Source organism: Micromonospora sp. WMMA1923, from assembly GCF_049179195.1.
Classification (GTDB): Bacteria; Actinomycetota; Actinomycetes; order Mycobacteriales; family Micromonosporaceae; genus Micromonospora; species Micromonospora yangpuensis.
Window position 1 is genome coordinate 355,011 of sequence record NZ_JBMHLZ010000001.1, and the last position, 20,230, is coordinate 375,240.

Below are 20,230 nucleotides of genomic sequence, written 5' to 3' on the forward strand. Positions count from 1 at the left end.
CCTTACACCTCAGCCGGTGTTGCGCATGCCGGCGGCGATGCCGTTGACCGTGGTGAGCAGGGCGCGCTCCAGGGCGGTGCCGTCACTGGGGGCGCGGCGGCCACCGGGGGCGGTGACGACCGCCCGGCCGGCGGCACCGGAGTCGCGGTACTGGCGCAGCAACGCCACCTGCAGGTGGTGCAGCGGCTCCAGGTAGGTGTCCCGCACGGCCAGGGTGCGTTGCAGCACCGGCGAGTTGTCCAGCAGGTCGGGTGAGGCGGTCACCGCCAGCACCTCGCGCCGGGTCAGCTCGTACTGCTCCTCGATGGTGTCGAAGATCGGGTGCAACGGCTCCGGCACCAGGGTCTCGACGTACCGGCGGGCGATGCTCAGGTCGGTCTTGGTGAGCATCATCTCCACGTTCGACAGGAACGTCCGGAAGAAGTGCCAGTTGCGGTACATCTCGGCGAGCACGTCGGCGTGGCCGGCCTCCCGGGCGGCGGCCAGCCCGGCGCCCACGCCGAACCAGCCGGGCACGATCTGCCGGGTCTGGGTCCAGCCGAAGACCCACGGGATCGCCCGCAGGCCGGACAGGCCCGCGCCGGTGTTGGGCCGCTTCGCCGGCCGGGAGCCGATGTTCAGCGCGCCGAGCAGCTCGGTCGGGGTGGAGGCCCAGAAGTACGCCGGCAGGTCCGGGTTCTCCACCAGCGAGCGGTACGACCGGAAGGCCGCCTCGGAGACCACGTCCATCGTCGCGTCCCAGCGTTCCAGCATCTCGGCCGGCTGCCGGGGCGCGGTGTGCAGCAGCGTCGCCTGCAGCACCGCCGCCAGGGTCAGCTCCAGGTTCTCCCGGGCCAGCGAGGGCAGGGTGTACTTGTCGGAGATGACCTCACCCTGCTCGGTGACCTTGATCGCGCCGTCCAGGGTGCCGTACGGCTGGGCCAGGATCGCCTCGTGGGTCGGGCCGCCACCGCGCCCGACGGTGCCGCCGCGACCGTGGAACAGCCGCAGGTGTACGCCGTGCCGGGCGGCCACGTCCCGCAGCGCCCGCTGGGCCCGGTGGATGGACCACTGGCTGGTGGTGATGCCGGCCTCCTTGTTGGAGTCGGAGTAGCCGAGCATCACCTCCTGCACGTCACCCCGGGCCGCCACCAGCGCCCGGTACGCCGGCAGGGAGAGCAGTTCGTCGAGGAGTTCGCCGCCGGCGTTCAGCTCGGCCGGGGTCTCCAGCAGCGGCACGAGGCCGATCCGGGCCCGGCCGCTGTGCACGTCCACCAGACCGGCCTCGCGGGCCAGCACCACGGCGGCGAGCACGTCGTCCACCCCGAGGGTCATCGAGATGATGTACGACTCGATGATCTCGGAGCCGAACCGGTCCTGCGCCTCGCGGATGGTGGTGAAGACGTCGAAGGTCTTGCGGGCCGACTCGGTGAGTGGGGTGTCGGCGGCGGAGAGCGGTCGACGACCGGCCAGCTCGTCGGCGAGGAGCTTGGTGCGTTCCAGCCGGCTCAGCGCCGGGTAGTCGTCGACCTCACCCACCGAGCGGTAGAGCTGACCGAGCACCTCGTGGTGCTTCTCGGCGTGCTCGCGTACGTCCAGGGTCGCCAGGTGCAGCCCGAACGCGGAGACCGTACGGATGGTGGAGGCGAGCCGGCCGACGGCGGTGAGCTGGCCGGCGTTGCGGGCCAGCGAGGCGCGCAGCAGCTCCAGGTCGGCGATCAGCTCGGCCGAGCCCCGGTAGTCCCGCCCGGGTACGTGCGGGGTGGCCTGGCGCAGCCGCTGGCGGGTGTTGGCCAGCTTGGCCTTCACACAGCGGGCCTTGAGCCGGTACGGCTCCTCGGCGTTGACCCGACGGAACCGGGGGGCCACCTCGGGCAACGCGTCCAGGTCGGCGGCGAGGCTGGCGGAGAGGTCCAGCGACACCCCGCGCAGCCGGCGGGAGACGCTCACCTCGTCGATCAGCGCCTCCATCGCCGCCTCGGTGGCAGCGATGCCGTGCTCGTGCTGGATGGTCAGCACCTCGCGGGTGACCAGCGGGGTGACGAACGGGTTGCCGTCCCGGTCGCCGCCGATCCAGCTGCCGAAGGTCAGCGGCCGGGCGGTGGGGGAGGTCTCCACCCCGAGGGTACGCAGCGTCTCGGCGAGGTCGTCGAGGACCTGCGGGGCGGCCTCGGCGTACAGGTCACGCAGGTAGTAGATGGCGTTGCGCGCCTCGTCGGTCGGGTCGGGCCGGTCCAGCCGCAGCTCGTCGGTCTGCCACATCAGGTCGAGCAGCTCGGCCAGTCGCCGGTTGGCCGGTCCCTCGTCGCTGGCGCCGTAGAGGATGGCGTTGGCGGTCTCGGTGTCCAGCTCGTCGGCGACGGCCCGCAGCTTGGACAGGATCGAGCGCCGGGCCGCCTCGGTCGGGTGGGCGGTGAAGACCGGCCGGACCGCCAGCCGGCGGGCTGCCGCGGCGATCTCCTCCGCCGGCACCCCCCGCTCGGCGATCATCCGGGCCGCCTGGTCCAGCCAGCCGCCCTGGACTGCCCGGCGGCGGCGCAGGTCCCGGGCCCGGTGCACCTGCTCGGTGATGTTGGCCAGGTGGAAGTAGGTGGAGAAGGCGCGGGCCAGCTTGGTGCCGGTGGTCACGTCCAGCCCGCCGAGCCGCTGGGCGGCGGCCGGGGCGTCGGTGCGCACCTGGGCGCGGATCTCCTCGACCAGGTCCAGCAGGGGACGGCCCTCCTGCCGGGCCAGGGTCTGGCCGAGCAGGGTGCCGAGCCGGCGGATGTCCGCCCGCAGGGCGGCGTCGGGGCCGTCGTGGTCGTGGTGGTCGGTCACGATGCGCTCCTTACGCGAGTACGAAGGACAGCGCTGTCCGACTCCCCCCGATCGTATCCGCGCCCACCCGCCCGCAAGGAAGGGCCCCTTGTTAACGCTTTTTGTATAGGAAGGGTCCCTTCCTTACCGCTGGGGGTGGTAGGGGGAGGGGGTGCGGGCACGGCGGTGCCGGGTACGGGGGCTGTCCCCGTACCCGGCATCTGGTGGAACGTCAGAGCGCGCGGACCCGGATGTCCCGGAAGTCCATCACGTCACTGTTGCCGTGGTTCTGTAGACCGACGAACCCGCTGGTGAACTGACGCAGGTCGGTCGGGGGGTCCCCGGCCCGGGAGGACTGCTTGCCCGGGACGTTGTCGAAGACGTTCAGGGTGACCCCGTTACGGATGATCGTGTAGCGCTGCCCGACCACCCGGATCTCGTAGTCGTTCCACTCACCCTTCGGGGTGGCCCCCGACTGGTCCAGGGTCAGCGGCTGGAAGTTGTACACCGAACCGGTCTTCTGGGGCTCACCGGTCGCCCCGTCGTACAGCTGAATCTCGTGACCGCACATGATCGCCACCCAGGCCTGGGAGGTGCGGGCCGAACCCAGCGTGGAGCAACTGCCCTCGGGCCGCTCCTCCAGCGGCGTCCGCGGGTCCGGGAACCGGACGAAGACACCGCTGTTGGCTCGGGTCGTGCCCGGCGAGGAGTCCCGGAACTTGAGCTTGATCGAGTAGTCGGCCAGTTCCTGGCCGGCGTACCAGAGCATGCCCATGCCGCCGATACTGCGGATGGACCCGTCGGGGTTGAGCGCGAACGACCCGCCGGGTGCCTGCCGCCAGTCCGCCAACGAGTACGCCGACCCGTCGAAGATGGGCTGGTAGCCGGGGGTACGGCCGATCGGGGACGCCTCACCGGCGGTCCGCAGCGCGGCCTTCTCCTCGTTGTTGATCACCCGGGTCTTGCTGAGGTGGTCGAGCACGGAGTCCAGGTGGGCCAGGAACGAGCCCTGGTTGGGCCAGCTCCGCTCGTCGTCGATCAGGTCGTTGATCGTGCACCCGCCGTTGGCCTTCCGGTTGGGCAGGCCGGTGTCGGTGTCGAGCAGCCAGACCGTGTCGCGCCGGTCCGGCGCGACGCAGCCGGTGCTGACGTCGATGGTGCTGGTGGCGGTCTTGCCGTCGGCGTACTTCACCTTCAGCGTGACCTGGTAGGAGCCGTGCGTGCGGTAGGTGTGTGTCGGGTGCGGCTGGGTGGAGCCCTTGGTGCCGTCGCCGAAGTCCCACTCCCAGGAGACGCCACCGACCTTGGCGCTGGAGAAGGAGACCGTCCGGTAGTTGCTGGCGGCCTCGATCTGCGCGCTGGCGTGGCTCGGGCCCGGGGTGGGCTCGCCGCCGGTGTAGACGATCCGGATCAGCTTCTGGTTGCCGTGCAGGCTGAAGAAGCCACCGGCGTAGTCCAGCATGTAGAGCGCGCCGTCCGGGCCGAACTTGGCGTCCATCCAGGACTGGAGCTGGTTGGCCCCGTTGCCGCCCGGGATGATCGCCCGCAGGTCCTCGGCGAAGGACGGTGCGCCCTGCTCGGGCACGGCGGCCGGGTCGACGGTGACCGCCACCCGGTTGCCCGAGTTGGACTGGTCGCCGATGAACCACTTGTTGTCCCAGTGGGCCGGCCAGGCCACCCCGCTGTCGGTGTCGACCTTCGAGCGCTGGTAGGTCGGGCCGTCCATCACGGCCTGGCCACCACCGCGCAGGTACGGGCGGGTGAAGGTCTCCTCACCGAGGACGTACGAGGGCAGCCCGCTGCCGTCGGTGCGGGTCGGGTAGACCGGCCCACCACCCTGCGGCGAGTACCAGATCATGCTGGGCCGGGACGGCGGAATGTCCACCAGACCGGTGTTGCGCGGCGAGGTGTTCTTCAGGTTGTCGCAGTCGTACCAGCCGGTCAGCTGGGTCGCGTCGGTGTTGCTCCGGTCCCGGTACGGCTGGTTGTTGCCCATGCAGTACGGCCAGCCCTGGTTACCGGCGGAGGTGATGATGGTGGCGTGCTCGTACTTGGCCGGGCCCAGCTCCGGGCTCGGCGTGGCGGCGTCCGGGCCGACCCAGGCCGCGGTCAGCCAGTTGTTCACCGGATCCCAGTTGAGCCGGGAGATGTTGCGGACACCCATCACGTAGATCTCGGGGAGGGTCTTGCCGCCACCCTCCTCCTGCCCGGTGAAGAGGTTGCCCTCGGGAACGGTGTACGTGCCGTCGTCCTCCGGGTGGATCCGCAGGATCTTGCCGTTGTAGCTGTTGGTGTTGCCGGAGGTACGGCGGGCGTCCTGGAACGAGATGCCGGCGTACTCCTGGGTCCAGTTGTTGCCGGAGTAGCCGTTGGAGCCGCCGGAGGAGTTGGCGTCCCCGCTGCCGATGTAGAGGTTGCCCTCGTTGTCGAAGGCCATCCCGCCACCGGCGTGGCAGCAGCTGTGGATCTGGGTGTCCCAGCTCAGCAGGTCCTTGCGGGTGTCCTGGTCGATCGAGTCGGCCTGCTTGTCGTAGGTGAACCGGGAGACGGTCCGCTTGCCGACCCGCTTCTCCCGGTCGATGGACTCGTGCGGCATCCAGAACGCGTAGACCCAGCCGTTCTCGGCGAACTTCGGGTCGAGGGTGATGCCGATCAGGCCCTCTTCGTTCTTGACCAGCTCGCTGCCGCTGCCCCGGTTGCCCATCACCGGCAGGGTGGTGAGCAGCTTGACCTGCTTGCTCTCCGGGTCCCAGCGGTGGATGGTGCCGCAGCCCAGGCCGACGTTGGGGTTGTTCCAGTCGGCGATCGGGCCGGACGGGCAGGCCGCCTTGCCGATGTAGAAGACCGAGCCGTCCTCGGCGATGGTCAGCCCGTGCGGCTCGCCGATCTGGTCGAGCTGCCCGGACTGGTTGGCCACGGTGAGCCGCTCGACCCGGTAGTTGGCCGAGATGGTCGCCTTGCAGTCACCCTGGACCGTGCCGGCGGTCCACTGCAGCGCGCCGAGCAGGTGGCTGCGGAACTGGGTGTCGGAGGTCCAGGTGTCCTCGGTACGCCCCATCCCGGTGTAGAAGGACCGGCCGCCGTCGTAGTCACGGCACCAGGAGACCGGGTGGAATGGACCGTTGCCGGCGAGTCCGGCGTCGTAGCTGGTCTCGTCGACCTGGGCGATGGTGTGCACCCGGCCGACCGGGCTCGGGTCCCAGTTGATCCACTGGTCGGAGCGGGTCCAGTTCAGCGGCAGGCCCTTGTTGGCCGGGTGCTGGCGGTCGGTCACCTGGACCACCGCCTCCTGCACCTTGGTCTCCGGGGCCGCCGGCGCGTCGTTGCCGATCAGCCACAGCTCGGCGAGCTGGATGAGCGGCTCACCGCTGTTGGCGGTGATGTTGAGCCGGTAGTGCTGGTAGGCCTGGGTGTTGGTGAACGAGTACTGCTTGGTCTGGAAGCGCTGCGGGAAGCTCTCGCCGGTGCGCTTGTCCAGGTCGGTCCAGGTCTGCCCGTCGGCGGAGCCCTGCAGCGTCCAGTCCCGTGGGTCCCGGCCGGGCGAGTCGTTGGCCGAGGAGAGGGCGTACCGGTTGACCACGGTCGGCTCGGCGAGCTTGCCGGCCAGCCAGCCGGTGTTGGTCCGGGTCAGCCACTTGGTGCTGGTGGTGCCGTCGAAGGCGTGGGCGGCGGTCTCGTTCGGCGGGTTGTTGCCGCTGGCGGTCGCCTCCACCACCTTCTCGGCGGCGGGCAGGCTGGGCGCCGGCCGGGTGCCGATCAGACCGGTGAACCACTCCGAGCCGGGTTGGGCGTACGCGGCGTCGTGGATGCCGACGAAGCCGCCGCCACCCTTGACGTACGACTGGAACGCCGCCTCCTGGTCGTCGCTGAGGGTCACCCCGTTGGCGGAAAGGAAGACGACGCTGCGGTACTTGGCCAGGTTGTCGGCGGTGAAGACGCCCGGGTCGGCGGAGGTGTGCACGTAGAACCCGTGCTCGCTGCCGAGCTGGCGGATGATGTTGGCGGCCCGGTTCACCGGGTCGGCCTGGTCGGCGGCGGGTCCGTGGAAGACCAGCACGTTGACCACCCGGGATCCCCAGGTGGGCGGGGCCGCGCTGGCCGGCTCGGAGGCGGCCGGGACCACGGCGAGCAGGCCGGCGGTGAGGACGGCGGCCGAGGTCACGGCGAGCGCGCGGCGGGTGGTGGTGGTCAGTCGGGTTAGTCGGAAATGGCGTTTAAGGGCCATTTCTGCTCCTTCGGTGGACGGGTGGGGGTGGTGGGCAGGTCAGGAACCGGCGGGTTGGTGCCCGGCGTGTGCCGCACTTCCGGCCGTGGTGGGGTTGCCGGCCGGCCCGTTGACCTGGGCCGGGCCGTGGTGCCCGTGGTGCGGCGGCATCTGGCCGTTCTTGTCGAGGATGTGCAGCGACGTCGCCATGCCGAGGTCGGAGTGGAACTGCATGTGGCAGTGCAGCATCCAGTGCCCCGGTCCGACCGCGTCACCGGCGACGATCGTCACCCCGAAGGAGTCACCCGGCCCGAGTGTCTTGTTGTCGATCACCGGAATCGAGTCGACCAACGCCTTGTTGTCCCCGGCGACCACCCCGGTGCGGGTGTCCGCCCAGGCATGCCCGTGCAGGTGGAAGGTGTGCATGTCGTTGCCGATCCCGACCACGATGAACTCCACCCGCTCGCCCTGCTTGGCGACCAGGCAGGTCGGTCCGGGCTGTGGGTTCTCCGCGTCACAGGTGTCCACCTCGGCACCCCGGCGCAGGTTGATGGTCTGCCGGTCACCGAAGAAGCTCACGTAGGTGCGGTCCGGCCGGAGGTCGCCCTGCCGCCGTACCACCAGGCCGCCGAAGAGGCCGGCGTTGAGACCCTGGGTACCGTGGGTGCCGCCGACGACGTGGTCGTGGTACCACCAGTAGCCGGCGGTGCCCGGCGAGCCGGTCTTGGCGTTGCGCGGCTTGGCGTACCAGGTGTAGGTACGCGACTCGCCCGAGGCCACGTACGAGCCGCTGTGCACCGTGCCGTCGGAGTCCTGGGTGTACTTGACCCCGTGCACGTGCAACGAGACCCCGAGCGGATGCTCCGGGTCGGTGCGCAGCTGCGCCAGGGTCGCCTCCGGCACCTGGTTGTGCAGGGTGATCGCCAGGCACTCGCCCTCGATCATCTCCATCGTCGGCCCCGGGTACGAGGCGGTCTGCGGGGTCAGCCCGTACCCGAGCCGGACCTGGTTGGTCGACGGGTCCTTGGGCAGCTCCACCGCGTACAGCTGCAGGGTGCGGTCCGGTGCGACGCAGCCGTCGGGCTTCTCGGCGAAGAAGCCGGACTGGACCGCGAAGGCCGTTCCCGCGCTGCCCAGCGTGACCGCGGCCACCGCCAGCGCGAGCAGGGTACGCAGGCCGCTTGTTCGGCGTCGTCGCGGAGGTTCGGGTTGGTTGTCGAGCACGTCGTTCTGATCCACGGTGGTTCCAATCGGGTCGGTCAGCCGTGGCCGGCAGCCCTGCCGGCCACGGCTGACGAGAAGTGGAGGCGGGGTGGGGTCAGGGGGTCAGCGGCGCGACGCGGACGTTGCGGAAGCTGACGATGTCGTTCGCCCCGTGCACCTGGAGGCCGATGTACCCGTGGGTGTTCTGCCGGCCGGCGCCACCCGGGTCGTCCGCCCGCGGCGGGCTGAAGGCCGCACCGGGGTCGTTGACGTACTCGTTGATCAGCACGCCGTTGCGGAAGATCGAGTAGTGCTGCCCGACCACCCGGATCTCGTAGTCGTTCCAGGTGCCCTTCTCGGTGACCCCGGCCCCGGCCAGGTTCACCTGGTCGAATCCGTAGACCGACCCGGTCTTGTACTGGTCACCGTCGGTGCGGTCGAGGATCTGGATCTCGTGGCCGTACTTGATCGCCACCCACTCGGGCCGGGACTCCTGCGGGTGCTGGTGCACACCCGGGAAGCGGACGAAGACCCCGCTGTTGGCCCGGCCGTCGCCCGGGGCGTCGTCGCGCCACTGCAGCTTCAGCGAGAAGTCACCGTAGCTGCGGACCGGGTACCAGAGCATGCCCAGGCCGGCGACCGGCTTGCTGGTGATCGAGCCGTCGGAGCTGCGGGTGAACCCACCCGGGCCGACGTGCTCCCACTCCTTGAACGAGGCGCCCGAGCGGCTCAGCAGTGACCGGTAGCCGGTCTGCTCGTCGGACTTGCCGACGTTCGACTCGCGGGCCGAGTCGACCAGGAGCTGCCGCTCGTCCCGGTTGATCACCCCGAGGTGCATCAGGTGCTGGGTGGTCGCCCGGACGTGGGTCATGAACTCGGCGTGGTTGAGCCAGTTCCGCTCGCTGGCCATCAGGTTGTTGATCGTGCAGCCGGTGCCCACCGTCCGGTTCGGCAACCCGCTGTTGACCGTGCCGAACCAGACAGTCGTCCGGGTGTCCAGCACCGGGCAGTCCGGGTCGGTACCACCCATCACCACCGAGAAGCTGACCGTCTCGGCCGTCGAGGTGTTGCCGGCGTTGTCGGTGGCCCGGTAGCTCACGCTGTGCTGACCCGGCCGGTTGACCGCGAACGGACCGGTGTACGTGGTGAACGGCTGGCTGTCCAGGGAGTACTCGATCCGGGCCACGCCGGAGTCGGCGTCGCTGGCGGTCAGGGTCACCGTGGCCGCACCGACGTACGCGCCGTCGGCGTCCCGCTCGCCGCTGACCGCCACCGTGACCGTCGGCGCGGTGGTGTCCGGGTCCGGCGGAGCGACCACCGTGAAGTCCACCGACCGGACCGCCGAGGTGTTGCCGGCGACATCGGTGGCCCGGTAGTCGACCTTGTGCGCACCGGGCTCGTTGACTGTCAACGGCGCGGTGTACGTGGTGTAGGGCGCACCGTCCAGGGAGTACTCGACGCTCTCCACACCGGACCCGGCGTCCTCGGCGGTCAGGGTGACGGTGGCCGCCCCGACGTACGCGCCGCTGTTGTCCTGTTGTCCGGCGAGCGAGGCGCTCACCGTCGGTGCGGTGGTGTCCTCCTCCTCGTCTCCGCCGGTGACGACCAGTAGGCCGGTCATCGAGCCGTGCCCGGGGATCGCGCAGAAGAAGCGGTACGTGCCGGGGGTGAGCACCACGTCCACCGTCCACCGGCCACCGTTGGCGTCGAACGGGTCGGCCAGGATGTTGACGTTGACGTCCTGGTTGTACCGCGGGTCACCGGTGTCGAAGGTCAGGGTGTGCTGCATGCCGCTGGTGTTGCCGGTCGCCGCGCTGTTCTCGAAGACCAGCGTGGTCGGCCCGGCCACGGCGGTGGTGGGTGCGGTCTTGTACCTGGTGACGTCGTTGTCCGCCGTCCAGGTGAGGGTCTGCTCCAGTTGCTGGGCGCTGCTCTCCTGGGCACCCACCGGCACGGCGTTCAGCGCGGAGGTGACCACCAGGGTGAGCGCCAGGGTGAGGGCGGCCAGCGGCCGGCGGAACCGGCCGGAGGGTGTTATGGGAGGACGGGGACCGCTCGGTGTGCCGTCTCTGAGGGAGCGCAATAGCATCTCCGGCATACCTTTCATCAACGTCTTTTTCAGACTTTGTCGGGTATCCCGGGGGTGAGGTCCGCCGGGACGTCGGGGTGGTGGCCGTTGTCGGGCGCGCGGCAGCCGCACCTGCCCGGTGTCGCTGGTGGGCAGGCTTGCCTGGGGTACGACGTGATGTGCGGTGCGACCTGACGCGCGGTGCAGCGGTGGCGTGCGGTGCAGCGGTGGCGTGCTGTGCAGCGGTGGCGTGCTGTGCAAGGTGGCGTGCGTGGGGTCCACGTGCGGTGAGGCTCAGCGTGAGGCGGGCTCAGGCAGGCGACGGCCCAGCGTGCGGCGATCGTGGTGAGGCGGTGGTGGATCGTCCGGGCTGGTCTCGCTGCGCGGGGGAGGGCGGGCGGAGTCGGAGGGGCCAGGGACAGGACGCGCGCCGACGCGTCGGAACTGGAGCTGTTCCGCTGGGGTGCGACCCCGACGGAACGACCGTGGCCGTGGGCGCGTGAGGCTCGCCCCGTTGCCAGGTCCCGCGAGGTAGCCGCGCCGCCGGATACCTCGTCGAAACAAGTTCGTGGCCTGACCCTAACGGACTTGCAGTCAGGGTGTCCACAGCTTTCATCGATCTGGCAACTACTTTTATCGAAGTGAACGAAAGTGATGGCTAAGGTCCACTTCGACCGATCGGCGAGGTTGCGCCCTTCCCCCGTTAGCCCAGCTCAGACGGTCAGCAGACGCTGCTCAGACGGGGAGCAGACGCTGCTCAGGCGGGCAGGGGACGCTGCTCCGGTCAGGACGGGGCGCTGCTCAGCCGGGCAAGGTCGCGAAAGCTCGGACCGGGAAGGTGCCCATGCCGGCGACCATCGGAGGGGCGGCGGTGAACCGGAAACCCTGCGGAGGCAACGCCGCCAGCCCGGTCAGATGCTCCACGATGGGCACCCCGGCAGCCAGCAACGTGCTGTGCGCGGGACGGGTGCCGACCTCGGCCGGCCGCATGTCGTCGATGTTCACCGAGTCGATCCCGACCAGCACGGCCCCCGCCTCGACCAGCCACCGGGCGCCCGCCCCGGTCAGGTACGGCGCCTCCGGGCCGGAGTACCGTCCGGTGCCGAAGTGGACATCCCAGCCGGTGTGCAGCAGCACCGCCCGCCCCGCCACCTCGTACGTCGCCAGCAACGGCCGGTCGACCGCCCGGGAGCCGGCGGGCACCCGGACCACGACCCCGGGCAGGTCGGCGAGGCGGTCCAGGGGCACACCGGTCAGGTCCGCCCCGTCGGCGTACCGGTGCGACGGAGTGTCCAGATAGGTGCCGGTGTTGGCGATCATGTCGATCCGCCCGACGTGGAACTCGGTGCCGGGGGCGTACCGGTCGCGGGACGCCTGCCGGGAAAGCCAGTCGCTGATCCGGGGTCCCGGCCAGTCCGGCAGGGTCGTCATGCCGTCCGAGATCACATGGCTCAGCTCCACGTGCCGGCGGGCACCCGGGAGCTCACGTACGGGATCGGTAGGCATCACCGCATCGTGCCCGGCCGCCGGTGGGCCCGTCCACCCCGCCCGGGAAACCGCTCGATCGCCACGGCTCAGGCTGGACCAGTCGTGGGCCTCGACCGGGAAGAAGCCCGACAAAAGTGACCTACCGAACCCCGAACCGCCTGCTGGTCGGCCACCGAGTGCCGCGCCGCTTCGCGTCGCCGGACGTCAGGGGCAACGAAAGGTGTGGGGAGATCTGTTGTCGCCAGGGCGACAACAGATCTCCCCAGACCCGCGGCTACTGGTGGTTCGCCCGTAGTCAGGTGGGTGGGGGGTGGGGGGCGTGCTTGGGCTACTTGTCTCGGGTGGGCCTGTCCGCGCCGCTTTTTGTTCAGCGGAGGGGGCAACGGCCGGCGCTGTAGTACTGGACGGCGGCCAGGATCTCCGCCTCCGACCTGTCGGCGAAGTTGAGCGTGGCGACCAGCCCGGAGCCGTAGAAGGCCTTCAGGAGTCCGCTGTCGAAGGCGGTGTACGCGCCCAGGTTCTGCAGCGTCCGGGGGTCGTGGGGCTGAACGACCAGCATCTTCTCCAGACTCCAGCGGCGACGGGAGATCTGCGCGACGGCCTCCCAGGGCAGCCAGACCGCCTGACCCCGGGTCGGTCGGGACCGGATCCACAACCCGTCGGGGCCGAGCGCCAGCACCGGCCCACCGGACGCGAGCAGCCAGATCTGGAGTCCCAGCGGCAGCACGAGCCCGAGCAGGCTGATCACGGCGATGACCACGGTGATGCCGACGGCGCTTCCAGCACTGCCGGCCTGGGCGATGGCGAAACCGACACAGCAGAGGATGGGCAGGAGGACCGCACCCACGACCGCGCTGATCAGCCCGACTCGCTTGGCGATGTTGGGCCGGGCCACGAAGGGCTGGTCCTCGGGGATCCGCTTGGTCGTCGGTGCCGGTGGAGGCACCGGCGGGTAGGACTGCGGGTAGCCGGGCTGCGACTGCCCCGGCTGCGGCCATCCCTGCGGGTACGCCGAGGGTGGCCCGGACTGCGGTTGTTGGTCGGGCGACGACCAGGACGGCGGGGTGGACACCGGAGGCACTCCAGAGATCGACGGGTGAGGCGGAGTCGTCCCACGAGCGCGGTCTCGTCCCCGGCGCTCGATCAACTCCGCCCACCGTAGTCCGGGCGTGCACTTCCCGCCCGGCACGGCAACCCTGGCGTACCCGGGGCGGGGGCCGCGGGCCTCCCCGAACAGGTCCGCGCACCCCCGGGCCGCCAGCACGGCGATCTCCCCGGGCCCCGTGGACCATCTTCGGCCGGCTACCGGGCCCGGGTCTTGAACATCGTTGCTCACTTCACCGACACAGCCACCCCACCCCACCCCCCAGGCCGCCGCCCCACCCCCGGGCCACCCGCACCGGCACTCCGCCAACCTGGTGTCGCCTCCGCCCGGCGGAGAAGATCTTGGAAGTTATCGGCCCCCGGAGGGGCACTTTTCTTCCAAGATCTTGTGCGCCGCTCCGTGTGCGCCGCTCCGTGTGCGCCGCTCCGTGTGCGCCGCTCCGTGTGCGCCGCTCCGTGTGCGCCGCTCCGTGTGCGCCGCACCGGGTTCACCGCCCGCCCAGGGGGTGCCAGACACCGCCGTCCCTCGGGACACCGGACGCCCAGTCATCGGGCTGGGCAGAAAGGGTCAGGTGAGCAGCCGGCGTAGCTGGGCCGGCGGCTGGCCGAGTTGGTCCCGGACCACCCGGGTGAGGTGGGCCTGGTCGGCGAAGCCGTGGTCGGCGGCGACCGCGCGCAGCGGCCGGCCGTCGGACTCGGCGAGGGTGTCGAGCACCGCGCGGACCCGCAACCGGTTCCGGTACGCGGTCAGGCTCTCCCCGGTGACCCGCTGGAACACCCGGCTCAGATGGTGCGGTGAGCTGCCCACCTCACGGGCCACCTCGTCGAGGGTACGGGTGAAGCCGTGGCCGGCCAGCACCTCGCGGGCCCGGTCGGCCAGTCGCCGGTGCGCGACCAGGGTGGCCGGCCGGCGGCGGACGGCCCGGTCCACCTCGGCACCGGGTGGGTCGGCGGCGCGGGTGGTGTGCTGCAACAGCCGGCCGAGGAACAGGTGCAGCCGTTCGGCAAGCTCGAAGGCGTCCAGGCCCCGACTCGCCTCGGCGACCAGCAGCCGGTGTGCCAGGTCCAGCCGGGCGTCGGAGCTGCCCGCCCAGCCACCCCGGTCGAGCCAGTGCGCGGCGTCGGGTCGCTCGGCCAGCACCTCGGCGTCGACCTCCAGACAGGTGTACGAGTCTCCGCAGCCCAGCGGGTGGGAGACCGACAACTCGTCACCGGGGCGGGTGAGCACCACCGAGGTGGCGTCGGAGAACTCGATCCGGTCGTTGAGCCGCCGCCGGTACACCCCGGAGCGGCCGAGCAGCACCCGGTGCCGGGCCTCCGGTGCGGGCTCGGTCCAGCCGTGCTGCTCGACGAGGCATCGCGCCTGGAAGATCAGCATGCCGTCGGGGTGCCCGAGCACCCGCCACCGGGCGGCGGTCGTGGCCCGGCGGGGATCACTGCCGACCCCCTCAGACACCGAACCACCCCAGGTCGGACCCGCACAGCTCGGACCGCGCTGAACTGGATCTTCGTGGGCCGGACCGTACCGGGCCGTGGCTACCGGCTGGCCGAACGGATGTCACCACAGAGAGATAGTGTCGACTGGTGTAACCCCCCGTCCAGCCCGGACGCGGGGTGATCGTCGTGTCCTCCCGCTGGAAGTGATCACATGCTCGCCGGACTTTTCTCCGCCGCCCTGGCCGACCCGGGGCTGGCTCGGGCGCGTGACCTCGCGCGGTCCGGTGCCGCGCAGGTCGACGGGCTCGATCTGACCGCCCCACCGGCGTTGCGCCCGTTCGCGGTGGCGGCGGTCGCCGCCGACCCCGACGGCCACCCCGACACCGAGAACGACACCCGGCGACCGGGCGGCGGAGCAGCGGCACCGGGCACCGGCACCGGGCACCCGGGCGGAGGCGCCGGGCACCCGGGCACCGGCACCGGGCGGCCAGGCACCGGTACCGGGCACCCGGGCGGAGGCGCCGGGCGGCCGGGCACCGGCGGCGGGGCCGGGCGGCCGGTGCTGGCGGTGACCGCGACCAGCCGGGAGGCCGACGACCTGGCCGCCGCGCTGGGTGGTCTGCTGCCGGCGGAGCAGGTGGCCGTCTTCCCGTCCTGGGAGACGCTGCCGCACGAGCGCCTCTCGCCCCGCTCCGACACGGTCGGCCGCCGGTTGGCCGTGCTGCGCCGGCTGGCCCACCCGGACGCCGCCGACGCCCACGGTCGTACCGGGGCGTTGCGGGTGGTCGTCGCTCCGGTCCGTTCGCTGCTGCAACCGCAGCTCAAGGGGCTCGGCGACCTGGAACCGGTGCGGTTGACCGGCGGGGCCGAGGCCGATCTGGAGCAGGTCGCCCGCCGGCTGACGGACCTGGCGTACGCCCGGGTCGACCTGGTCACCAAGCGCGGCGAGTTCGCGGTGCGCGGCGGGATCCTGGACGTCTTCCCGCCCACCGACGAGCATCCGTCCCGGGTCGAGTTCTGGGGCGACGAGGTGGAGGAGATCCGTACCTTCGCCGTCGCCGACCAGCGGACCATCGAGGCGGTGCCGGGGCTGTGGGCACCGGCCTGCCGGGAGCTGCTGCTCACCCCGGACGTGCGGGAGCGGGCCGCCGCGCTGGCCAAGGAGCATCCCGAGCTGGCCGAGATCCTCGACAAGCTGGCCGAGGGCATCCCGGTGGAGGGGATGGAGTCGCTGGTCCCGGCGCTGCTCGGCGACGACAGCCTGGAGCTGCTGCTGGAGACCATGCCGGCCGGCACCCACGTACTGCTCTGCGATCCGGAGCGGATCCGCACCCGGGCGCACGACCTGGTCCGTACCTCGGAGGAGTTTCTGCAGGCCAGCTGGGCCGCGGCCGCTGTCGGAGGCCAGGCCCCGGTGGACCTCGGCGCCGCCGCCTTCAAGACCCTGGCCGAGGTACGCGCCACCGCCGCGACGCGGCGTCAGCCCTGGTGGACGCTGTCGCCGTTCGGGCTGGCCCAGGCCGACGCGGCACCGGCCCGGCAGCCCTGGGAGGACGCGCCCGGGGAGGTGGACGTCACCCCCGACGACGCGATCGCCGTCACGCTGGCCGCCCAACCCGCCCCGCTGTACCACGGCGAGACGCCGCGCCTGGTTGACGACCTCACCCGCTGGTCCGGCGAGGGCTGGTCGATCGCGCTGGTCTTCGAGGGGCACGGTCCCGCCCAGCGGGCCGTCGAGGTGCTGCGCGACGCCGGCCTCGGTGCCCGCCTGGTCGACCAGGTGCCGACCGCCCCGGCCCCGGGTGAGCTGCTGGTCGCCTGCGGTCCGCTGCGCCACGGCTTCGTCGACGAGGCGTCCCGGTTCGTCCTGCTCACCGGCGACGACATCACCGGCGGCCGGGGCAGCTCGACCCGGGACATGCGCAAGATGCCGAGCCGGCGGCGCAACACCATCGACCCGCTGGAGCTGAAGGCCGGCGACCACGTGGTGCACGAGCAGCACGGCATCGGCCGGTACGTGGAGCTGGTGCAGCGCACCGTGAACGGGGCCTCCCGGGAGTACCTGGTCATCGAATACGCCCCCAGCAAGCGCAACCAGCCGGGCGACCGGCTCTTCGTCCCCACCGACCAGCTCGACCAGCTCAGCCGGTACGTCGGCGGCGAGCAGCCCACCCTGCACAAGATGGGCGGCTCGGACTGGCAGAAGTCCAAGGCCCGGGCCCGTAAGGCGGTCCGGGAGATCGCCGCCCAGCTCATCCAGCTCTACGCCGCCCGCAAGGCGTCCAAGGGGCACAACTTCGGTCCGGACACCCCGTGGCAGCGGGAGCTGGAGGACGCCTTCCCCTGGCAGGAGACCCCCGACCAGCTGGCCGCCATCGAGGAGGTCAAACGGGACATGGAGCAGACCGTCCCGATGGACCGGCTGATCTGCGGCGACGTCGGGTACGGCAAGACCGAGATCGCGGTCCGGGCGGCGTTCAAGGCGGTCCAGGACGGCAAGCAGGTGGCGGTGCTGGTGCCCACCACGCTCCTGGCCCAGCAGCACTACAACACCTTCGCCGAGCGGATGGGGCAGTTCCCGGTGGTCATCCGGCAGCTGTCGAGGTTCCAGACGCCGAAGGAGACCGAGCGGACCCTGGAGATGGTCGCCGACGGCAGCGTCGACATCGTCATCGGCACCCACCGGCTGCTGCAGACCGCCACCCGGTTCAAGCAACTCGGCCTGGTGATCGTGGACGAGGAGCAGCGCTTCGGCGTCGAACACAAGGAGCACCTGAAGACCCTGCGCGCCTCGGTCGACGTGCTCAGCATGTCGGCCACCCCGATCCCGCGGACCCTGGAGATGGCGATCACCGGGATCCGGGAGATGTCCACCATCGCCACCCCGCCGGAGGAGCGGCACCCGGTGCTGACCGCCGTCGGGGCGTACGACGACCGGCAGGTGGCCGCCTCCATCCACCGTGAACTGCTCCGCGACGGGCAGGTGTTCTACCTGCACAACCGGGTCGAGTCGATCGACCGGACGGCCCGGAAGCTGCGCGAGCTGGTGCCCGAGGCCCGGGTCGCGGTGGCGCACGGGCAGATGGGCGAGGAGGCCCTGGAGAAGGTGATGGTCGGCTTCTGGGAGAAGGAGTTTGACGTGCTGGTCTGCACCACGATCGTGGAGTCCGGCATCGACATCCCGAACGCCAACACGCTGATCGTGGAGCGGGCCGACCTGCTCGGCTTGGCCCAGCTGCACCAGATCCGGGGCCGGGTCGGCCGGGGCCGGGAGCGGGCGTACGCGTACTTCCTCTACCCGCCGGAGAAGCCGCTGACCGAGCACGCCCACGAGCGGCTGGCCACCATCGCCCAGCACACCGAGCTGGGCGCCGGCATGTACGTGGCGATGAAGGACCTGGAGATCCGGGGCGCGGGCAACCTGCTCGGCGGCGAGCAGTCCGGCCACATCGAGGGCGTCGGCTTCGACCTGTACGTCCGGATGGTCGGTGAGGCGGTCTCGGCGTTCAAGGGTGAGCAGGCCGAGGAGGAGACCGACGTCAAGATCGATCTGCCGGTCGACGCGCACCTGCCGCACGACTACGTCGGGGTGGAGCGGCTGCGCCTGGAGATGTACCGCAAGCTCGCCGAGGCCCGCGACGACGACCGGCTGCGCGAGGTGGCCGCCGAGATGACCGACCGGTACGGCGAACCGCCCGCCCCGGTGCAGAACCTGATCGCGGTGGCCCGGTTCCGGCTGCTGGCCCGCCGCTACGGCCTGACCGACGTCAGCATGCAGGGCAAGCACCTGCGCTTCGGCCCGCTGCCGCTGCCCGACTCCAAGCAGCTGCGACTCAAGCGGTACCACCCGGACTCGGTCTACAAGCAGGCCACCGACCAGGTGAGCGTGCCCCGGCCGAGCACCCGCCGGGTGGGCGGCGAGCCGCTGCGCGACCAGGCCCTGCTGCAGTGGTGCGAGCAGTTGCTCACCGACGTCCTCGGCGCGCCCGTCGGGGCCGGGAAGTGACGCCCCGGGCCGGTCGGGGCCGCCCGGAGGGTGTGAGAGAGTGATCCGTATGCGTGTTCGTCGTCTCATCGCCGCTGCCAGCGTCGCGGCTCTCGGTCTTGTCTCCGTCGCCGGCTGCGGCAACAGCTCACCGGACGTCGCCGCGTACGTCGGTGACGCGAGGTACTCGCTGGAGCGGGTGGACGAGGTCTACGACGACGCCCAGGCCCGCTACGGCGCGGCCGTACGCGAGCAGGCCACCCAGGCCGACGCCACCCTGTCGCCCGAGCAGCTGCGCTCGAAGGTGACCCGCCAGGACGTGGTCAACCTGCTGGTCAGCCTGGAGCTGGGCCGGCGGGTGGCCGCCGACAAGGGTGTCCAGGTGCCCGACGAGATCCGGCCCGAGCAGCTGGCGGAGCAGCTCCAGATGCCCGCCACCGCCGAGTACACCAAGCTCTGGAGCGAGTGGCTGGACGTCTCCACCGCGCTCGGCGGCGCGCTGCCGCCGGCCCAGCTCAGCGACGACGCGGTGCTGGCGGTCTACCGGGCGATCGAGAAGACCGGGGCGATCCAGCCCGGCCTCTCCGTGGCCGAGGTGCGGCAGGCCTTCGGCGAGGGCGCCTTCGTCCGGCAGGCCTCCGCGCTCAGCGCCGCCCTCACCTCCGAGGCCGAGCGGGTCGGCACGACGATCAACCCGAGGTTCCGGCCGATCGGGGTGCCGTCGGTGGTCAGCACCGGCCAGTCGCTGGTCTTCTACTCGCTGCCCTACATCGACGAGGCCGGCCCCGTGACCGACATCTCGACCCCGCGCGCCCCGGCCGGCGGCCCGAGCGCCGCCCCGGCCGCCGGTTGAGCATGACCCGGCGGATCGTACTGCTGGTCACCTCACCGCGGCTGCCGGCCGGCCTGCTGACCGCTGCCGCCTGGGACGTGCTGCGTACCCGTCCGGTGTTGGCCGGGGAGCGCAGCGCGCTGACCGCGGCGCTGGACGCGACGGGCGTCGAGGTCACCGTGGTCGACGGCCCACCGGCGCAGGCGTTGCTGGACGCCGCCGCCGAACACGGCACGGTGGTCTGGTTGGCCGGCCCGGCCGGCGACGAGTCGCTGGCCCGGCAGGTGGGGCTGCGGCTGGCCCGCGAGCCCGGCCTGGCCGAGCTGGAACTGATGTACGGCTCGTGGGACCCGCCGGGGGCCCGGCTGCTCGACGCGGTCGAGGTGATGGACCGGCTGGCCTCGCCCGGCGGCGACCCGTGGAAGCGGGCGCAGACCCACCGCAGCCTCGCCCACTTCCTGCTGGAGGAGTGCTACGAGGCGTACGACGCGATCAGCGCCGACGACACCGAGGCGCTCCGCGAGGAGCTGGGTGACGTGCTGCTCCAGGTGCTGCTGCACGCCCGGCTGGCGGAGAACCTGCCCGACGACGAACGGTGGAGCGTCGACGACGTGGCCGGCGCGCTGGTGGACAAGCTGGTGCGGCGCAACCCGCACGTCTTCGCCGACGGCGAGGCCGGCTCGTTGGCTGACATCGAGGCGAGCTGGGAGCGGATCAAACAGGCCGAGAAGGCCCGGGACTCGGTGCTGGACGGCATCGCGCTGAGCCAACCCGCCCTTGCCCTGGCGGCCAAGATCCTGGACCGGGCCGGCCGGGTCGGGCTGGCCGTCCCGCCGCCGCTGGCCGACTCCCAGGTCGACCCGGAGGCCCGGCTCGGCGCGAGCCTGCTCGCCACCGTCGCCGCCGCCCGCACCGCCGGCCTGGACCCGGAGGCGGCCCTGCGCCGCGCCGCCCTGGCCTACGCCACCGCCGTCCGCGCCGCCGAACGGGAGCCGGTCGTGGACCCGGCCGCCGAACGGCAGCCCGTCGTGGACCCGGCCGCCGAAGGGCAGCCCGTCGCGGATTCCGCCGCCGAGCACGCCGCCGCCGAGCACGCCGCCGCCGAGCACGCCGCCGCCGAGCACGCCGCCGCCG

8 protein-coding genes and 2 pseudogenes are annotated in these 20,230 nt (G+C 71.7%); 3 read left to right on the top strand and 7 right to left on the bottom strand.

Going from position 1 to position 20,230, the window contains the following annotated elements:
* Positions 1–9 precede the first annotated feature (9 nt).
* From ppc to ACN28G_RS01735, 7 genes are all read right to left on the bottom strand, one after another.
* On the bottom strand, positions 10–2,796 hold the full coding sequence (gene ppc / locus ACN28G_RS01705; protein ID WP_091434764.1) for a phosphoenolpyruvate carboxylase: 2,787 nt from the start codon (positions 2,794–2,796) through the stop codon (positions 10–12).
* A 211-nt stretch (positions 2,797–3,007) separates the two neighbouring features.
* A complete protein-coding gene (locus ACN28G_RS01710) occupies positions 3,008–7,000 on the bottom strand; it encodes a ThuA domain-containing protein (protein ID WP_421478224.1) in 3,993 nt (1,330 codons plus the stop codon).
* Between the two features lie 39 nt (positions 7,001–7,039).
* Positions 7,040–8,218: a multicopper oxidase domain-containing protein gene (locus ACN28G_RS01715; protein ID WP_091434769.1), complete on the bottom strand. Its 1,179-nt coding sequence runs from the start codon at positions 8,216–8,218 to the stop codon at positions 7,040–7,042.
* Positions 8,219–8,297: 79 nt separating this feature from the next.
* Positions 8,298–10,271: an OmpL47-type beta-barrel domain-containing protein gene (locus ACN28G_RS01720; RefSeq protein WP_421478225.1), complete on the bottom strand. Its 1,974-nt coding sequence runs from the start codon at positions 10,269–10,271 to the stop codon at positions 8,298–8,300.
* Between the two features lie 780 nt (positions 10,272–11,051).
* Positions 11,052–11,756, bottom strand: a complete 705-nt coding sequence (locus ACN28G_RS01725; protein WP_421478226.1) for a cyclase family protein — start codon at positions 11,754–11,756, stop codon at positions 11,052–11,054.
* Positions 11,757–12,105: 349 nt separating this feature from the next.
* Positions 12,106–12,810: a hypothetical protein gene (locus ACN28G_RS01730; protein WP_091434773.1), complete on the bottom strand. Its 705-nt coding sequence runs from the start codon at positions 12,808–12,810 to the stop codon at positions 12,106–12,108.
* A 600-nt stretch (positions 12,811–13,410) separates the two neighbouring features.
* On the bottom strand, positions 13,411–14,298 hold the full coding sequence (locus tag ACN28G_RS01735) for a helix-turn-helix domain-containing protein (RefSeq protein WP_421478227.1): 888 nt from the start codon (positions 14,296–14,298) through the stop codon (positions 13,411–13,413).
* A 516-nt stretch (positions 14,299–14,814) separates the two neighbouring features.
* Between ACN28G_RS01735 and mfd the strand changes: the two are divergent.
* From mfd to ACN28G_RS01750, 3 genes and pseudogenes are all read left to right on the top strand, one after another.
* A pseudogene (gene mfd / locus ACN28G_RS01740) lies at positions 14,815–18,285 on the top strand (transcription-repair coupling factor); the annotation flags it as partial.
* A 49-nt stretch (positions 18,286–18,334) separates the two neighbouring features.
* Complete coding sequence (locus tag ACN28G_RS01745) at positions 18,335–19,117, top strand: hypothetical protein (RefSeq protein ID WP_421478228.1); 783 nt, start codon at positions 18,335–18,337, stop codon at positions 19,115–19,117.
* A gap of 2 nt (positions 19,118–19,119) precedes the next feature.
* Positions 19,120–20,085 (top strand): annotated as a pseudogene (locus ACN28G_RS01750) (nucleoside triphosphate pyrophosphohydrolase); the annotation flags it as partial.
* Between the last annotated feature and the right edge of the window lie 145 nt (positions 20,086–20,230).

Excerpts from the sequence above, each read along its gene's own strand:
- ACN28G_RS01710 (WP_421478224.1), bottom strand. The coding sequence starts at position 7,000 with ATGGCCCTTAAACGCCATTTCCGACTAACCCGACTGACCACCACCACC.
- ACN28G_RS01720 (WP_421478225.1), bottom strand. The coding sequence starts at position 10,271 with ATGCTATTGCGCTCCCTCAGAGACGGCACACCGAGCGGTCCCCGTCCT.
- ACN28G_RS01725 (WP_421478226.1), bottom strand. The coding sequence starts at position 11,756 with ATGCCTACCGATCCCGTACGTGAGCTCCCGGGTGCCCGCCGGCACGTG.
- ACN28G_RS01745 (WP_421478228.1), top strand. The coding sequence starts at position 18,335 with ATGCGTGTTCGTCGTCTCATCGCCGCTGCCAGCGTCGCGGCTCTCGGT.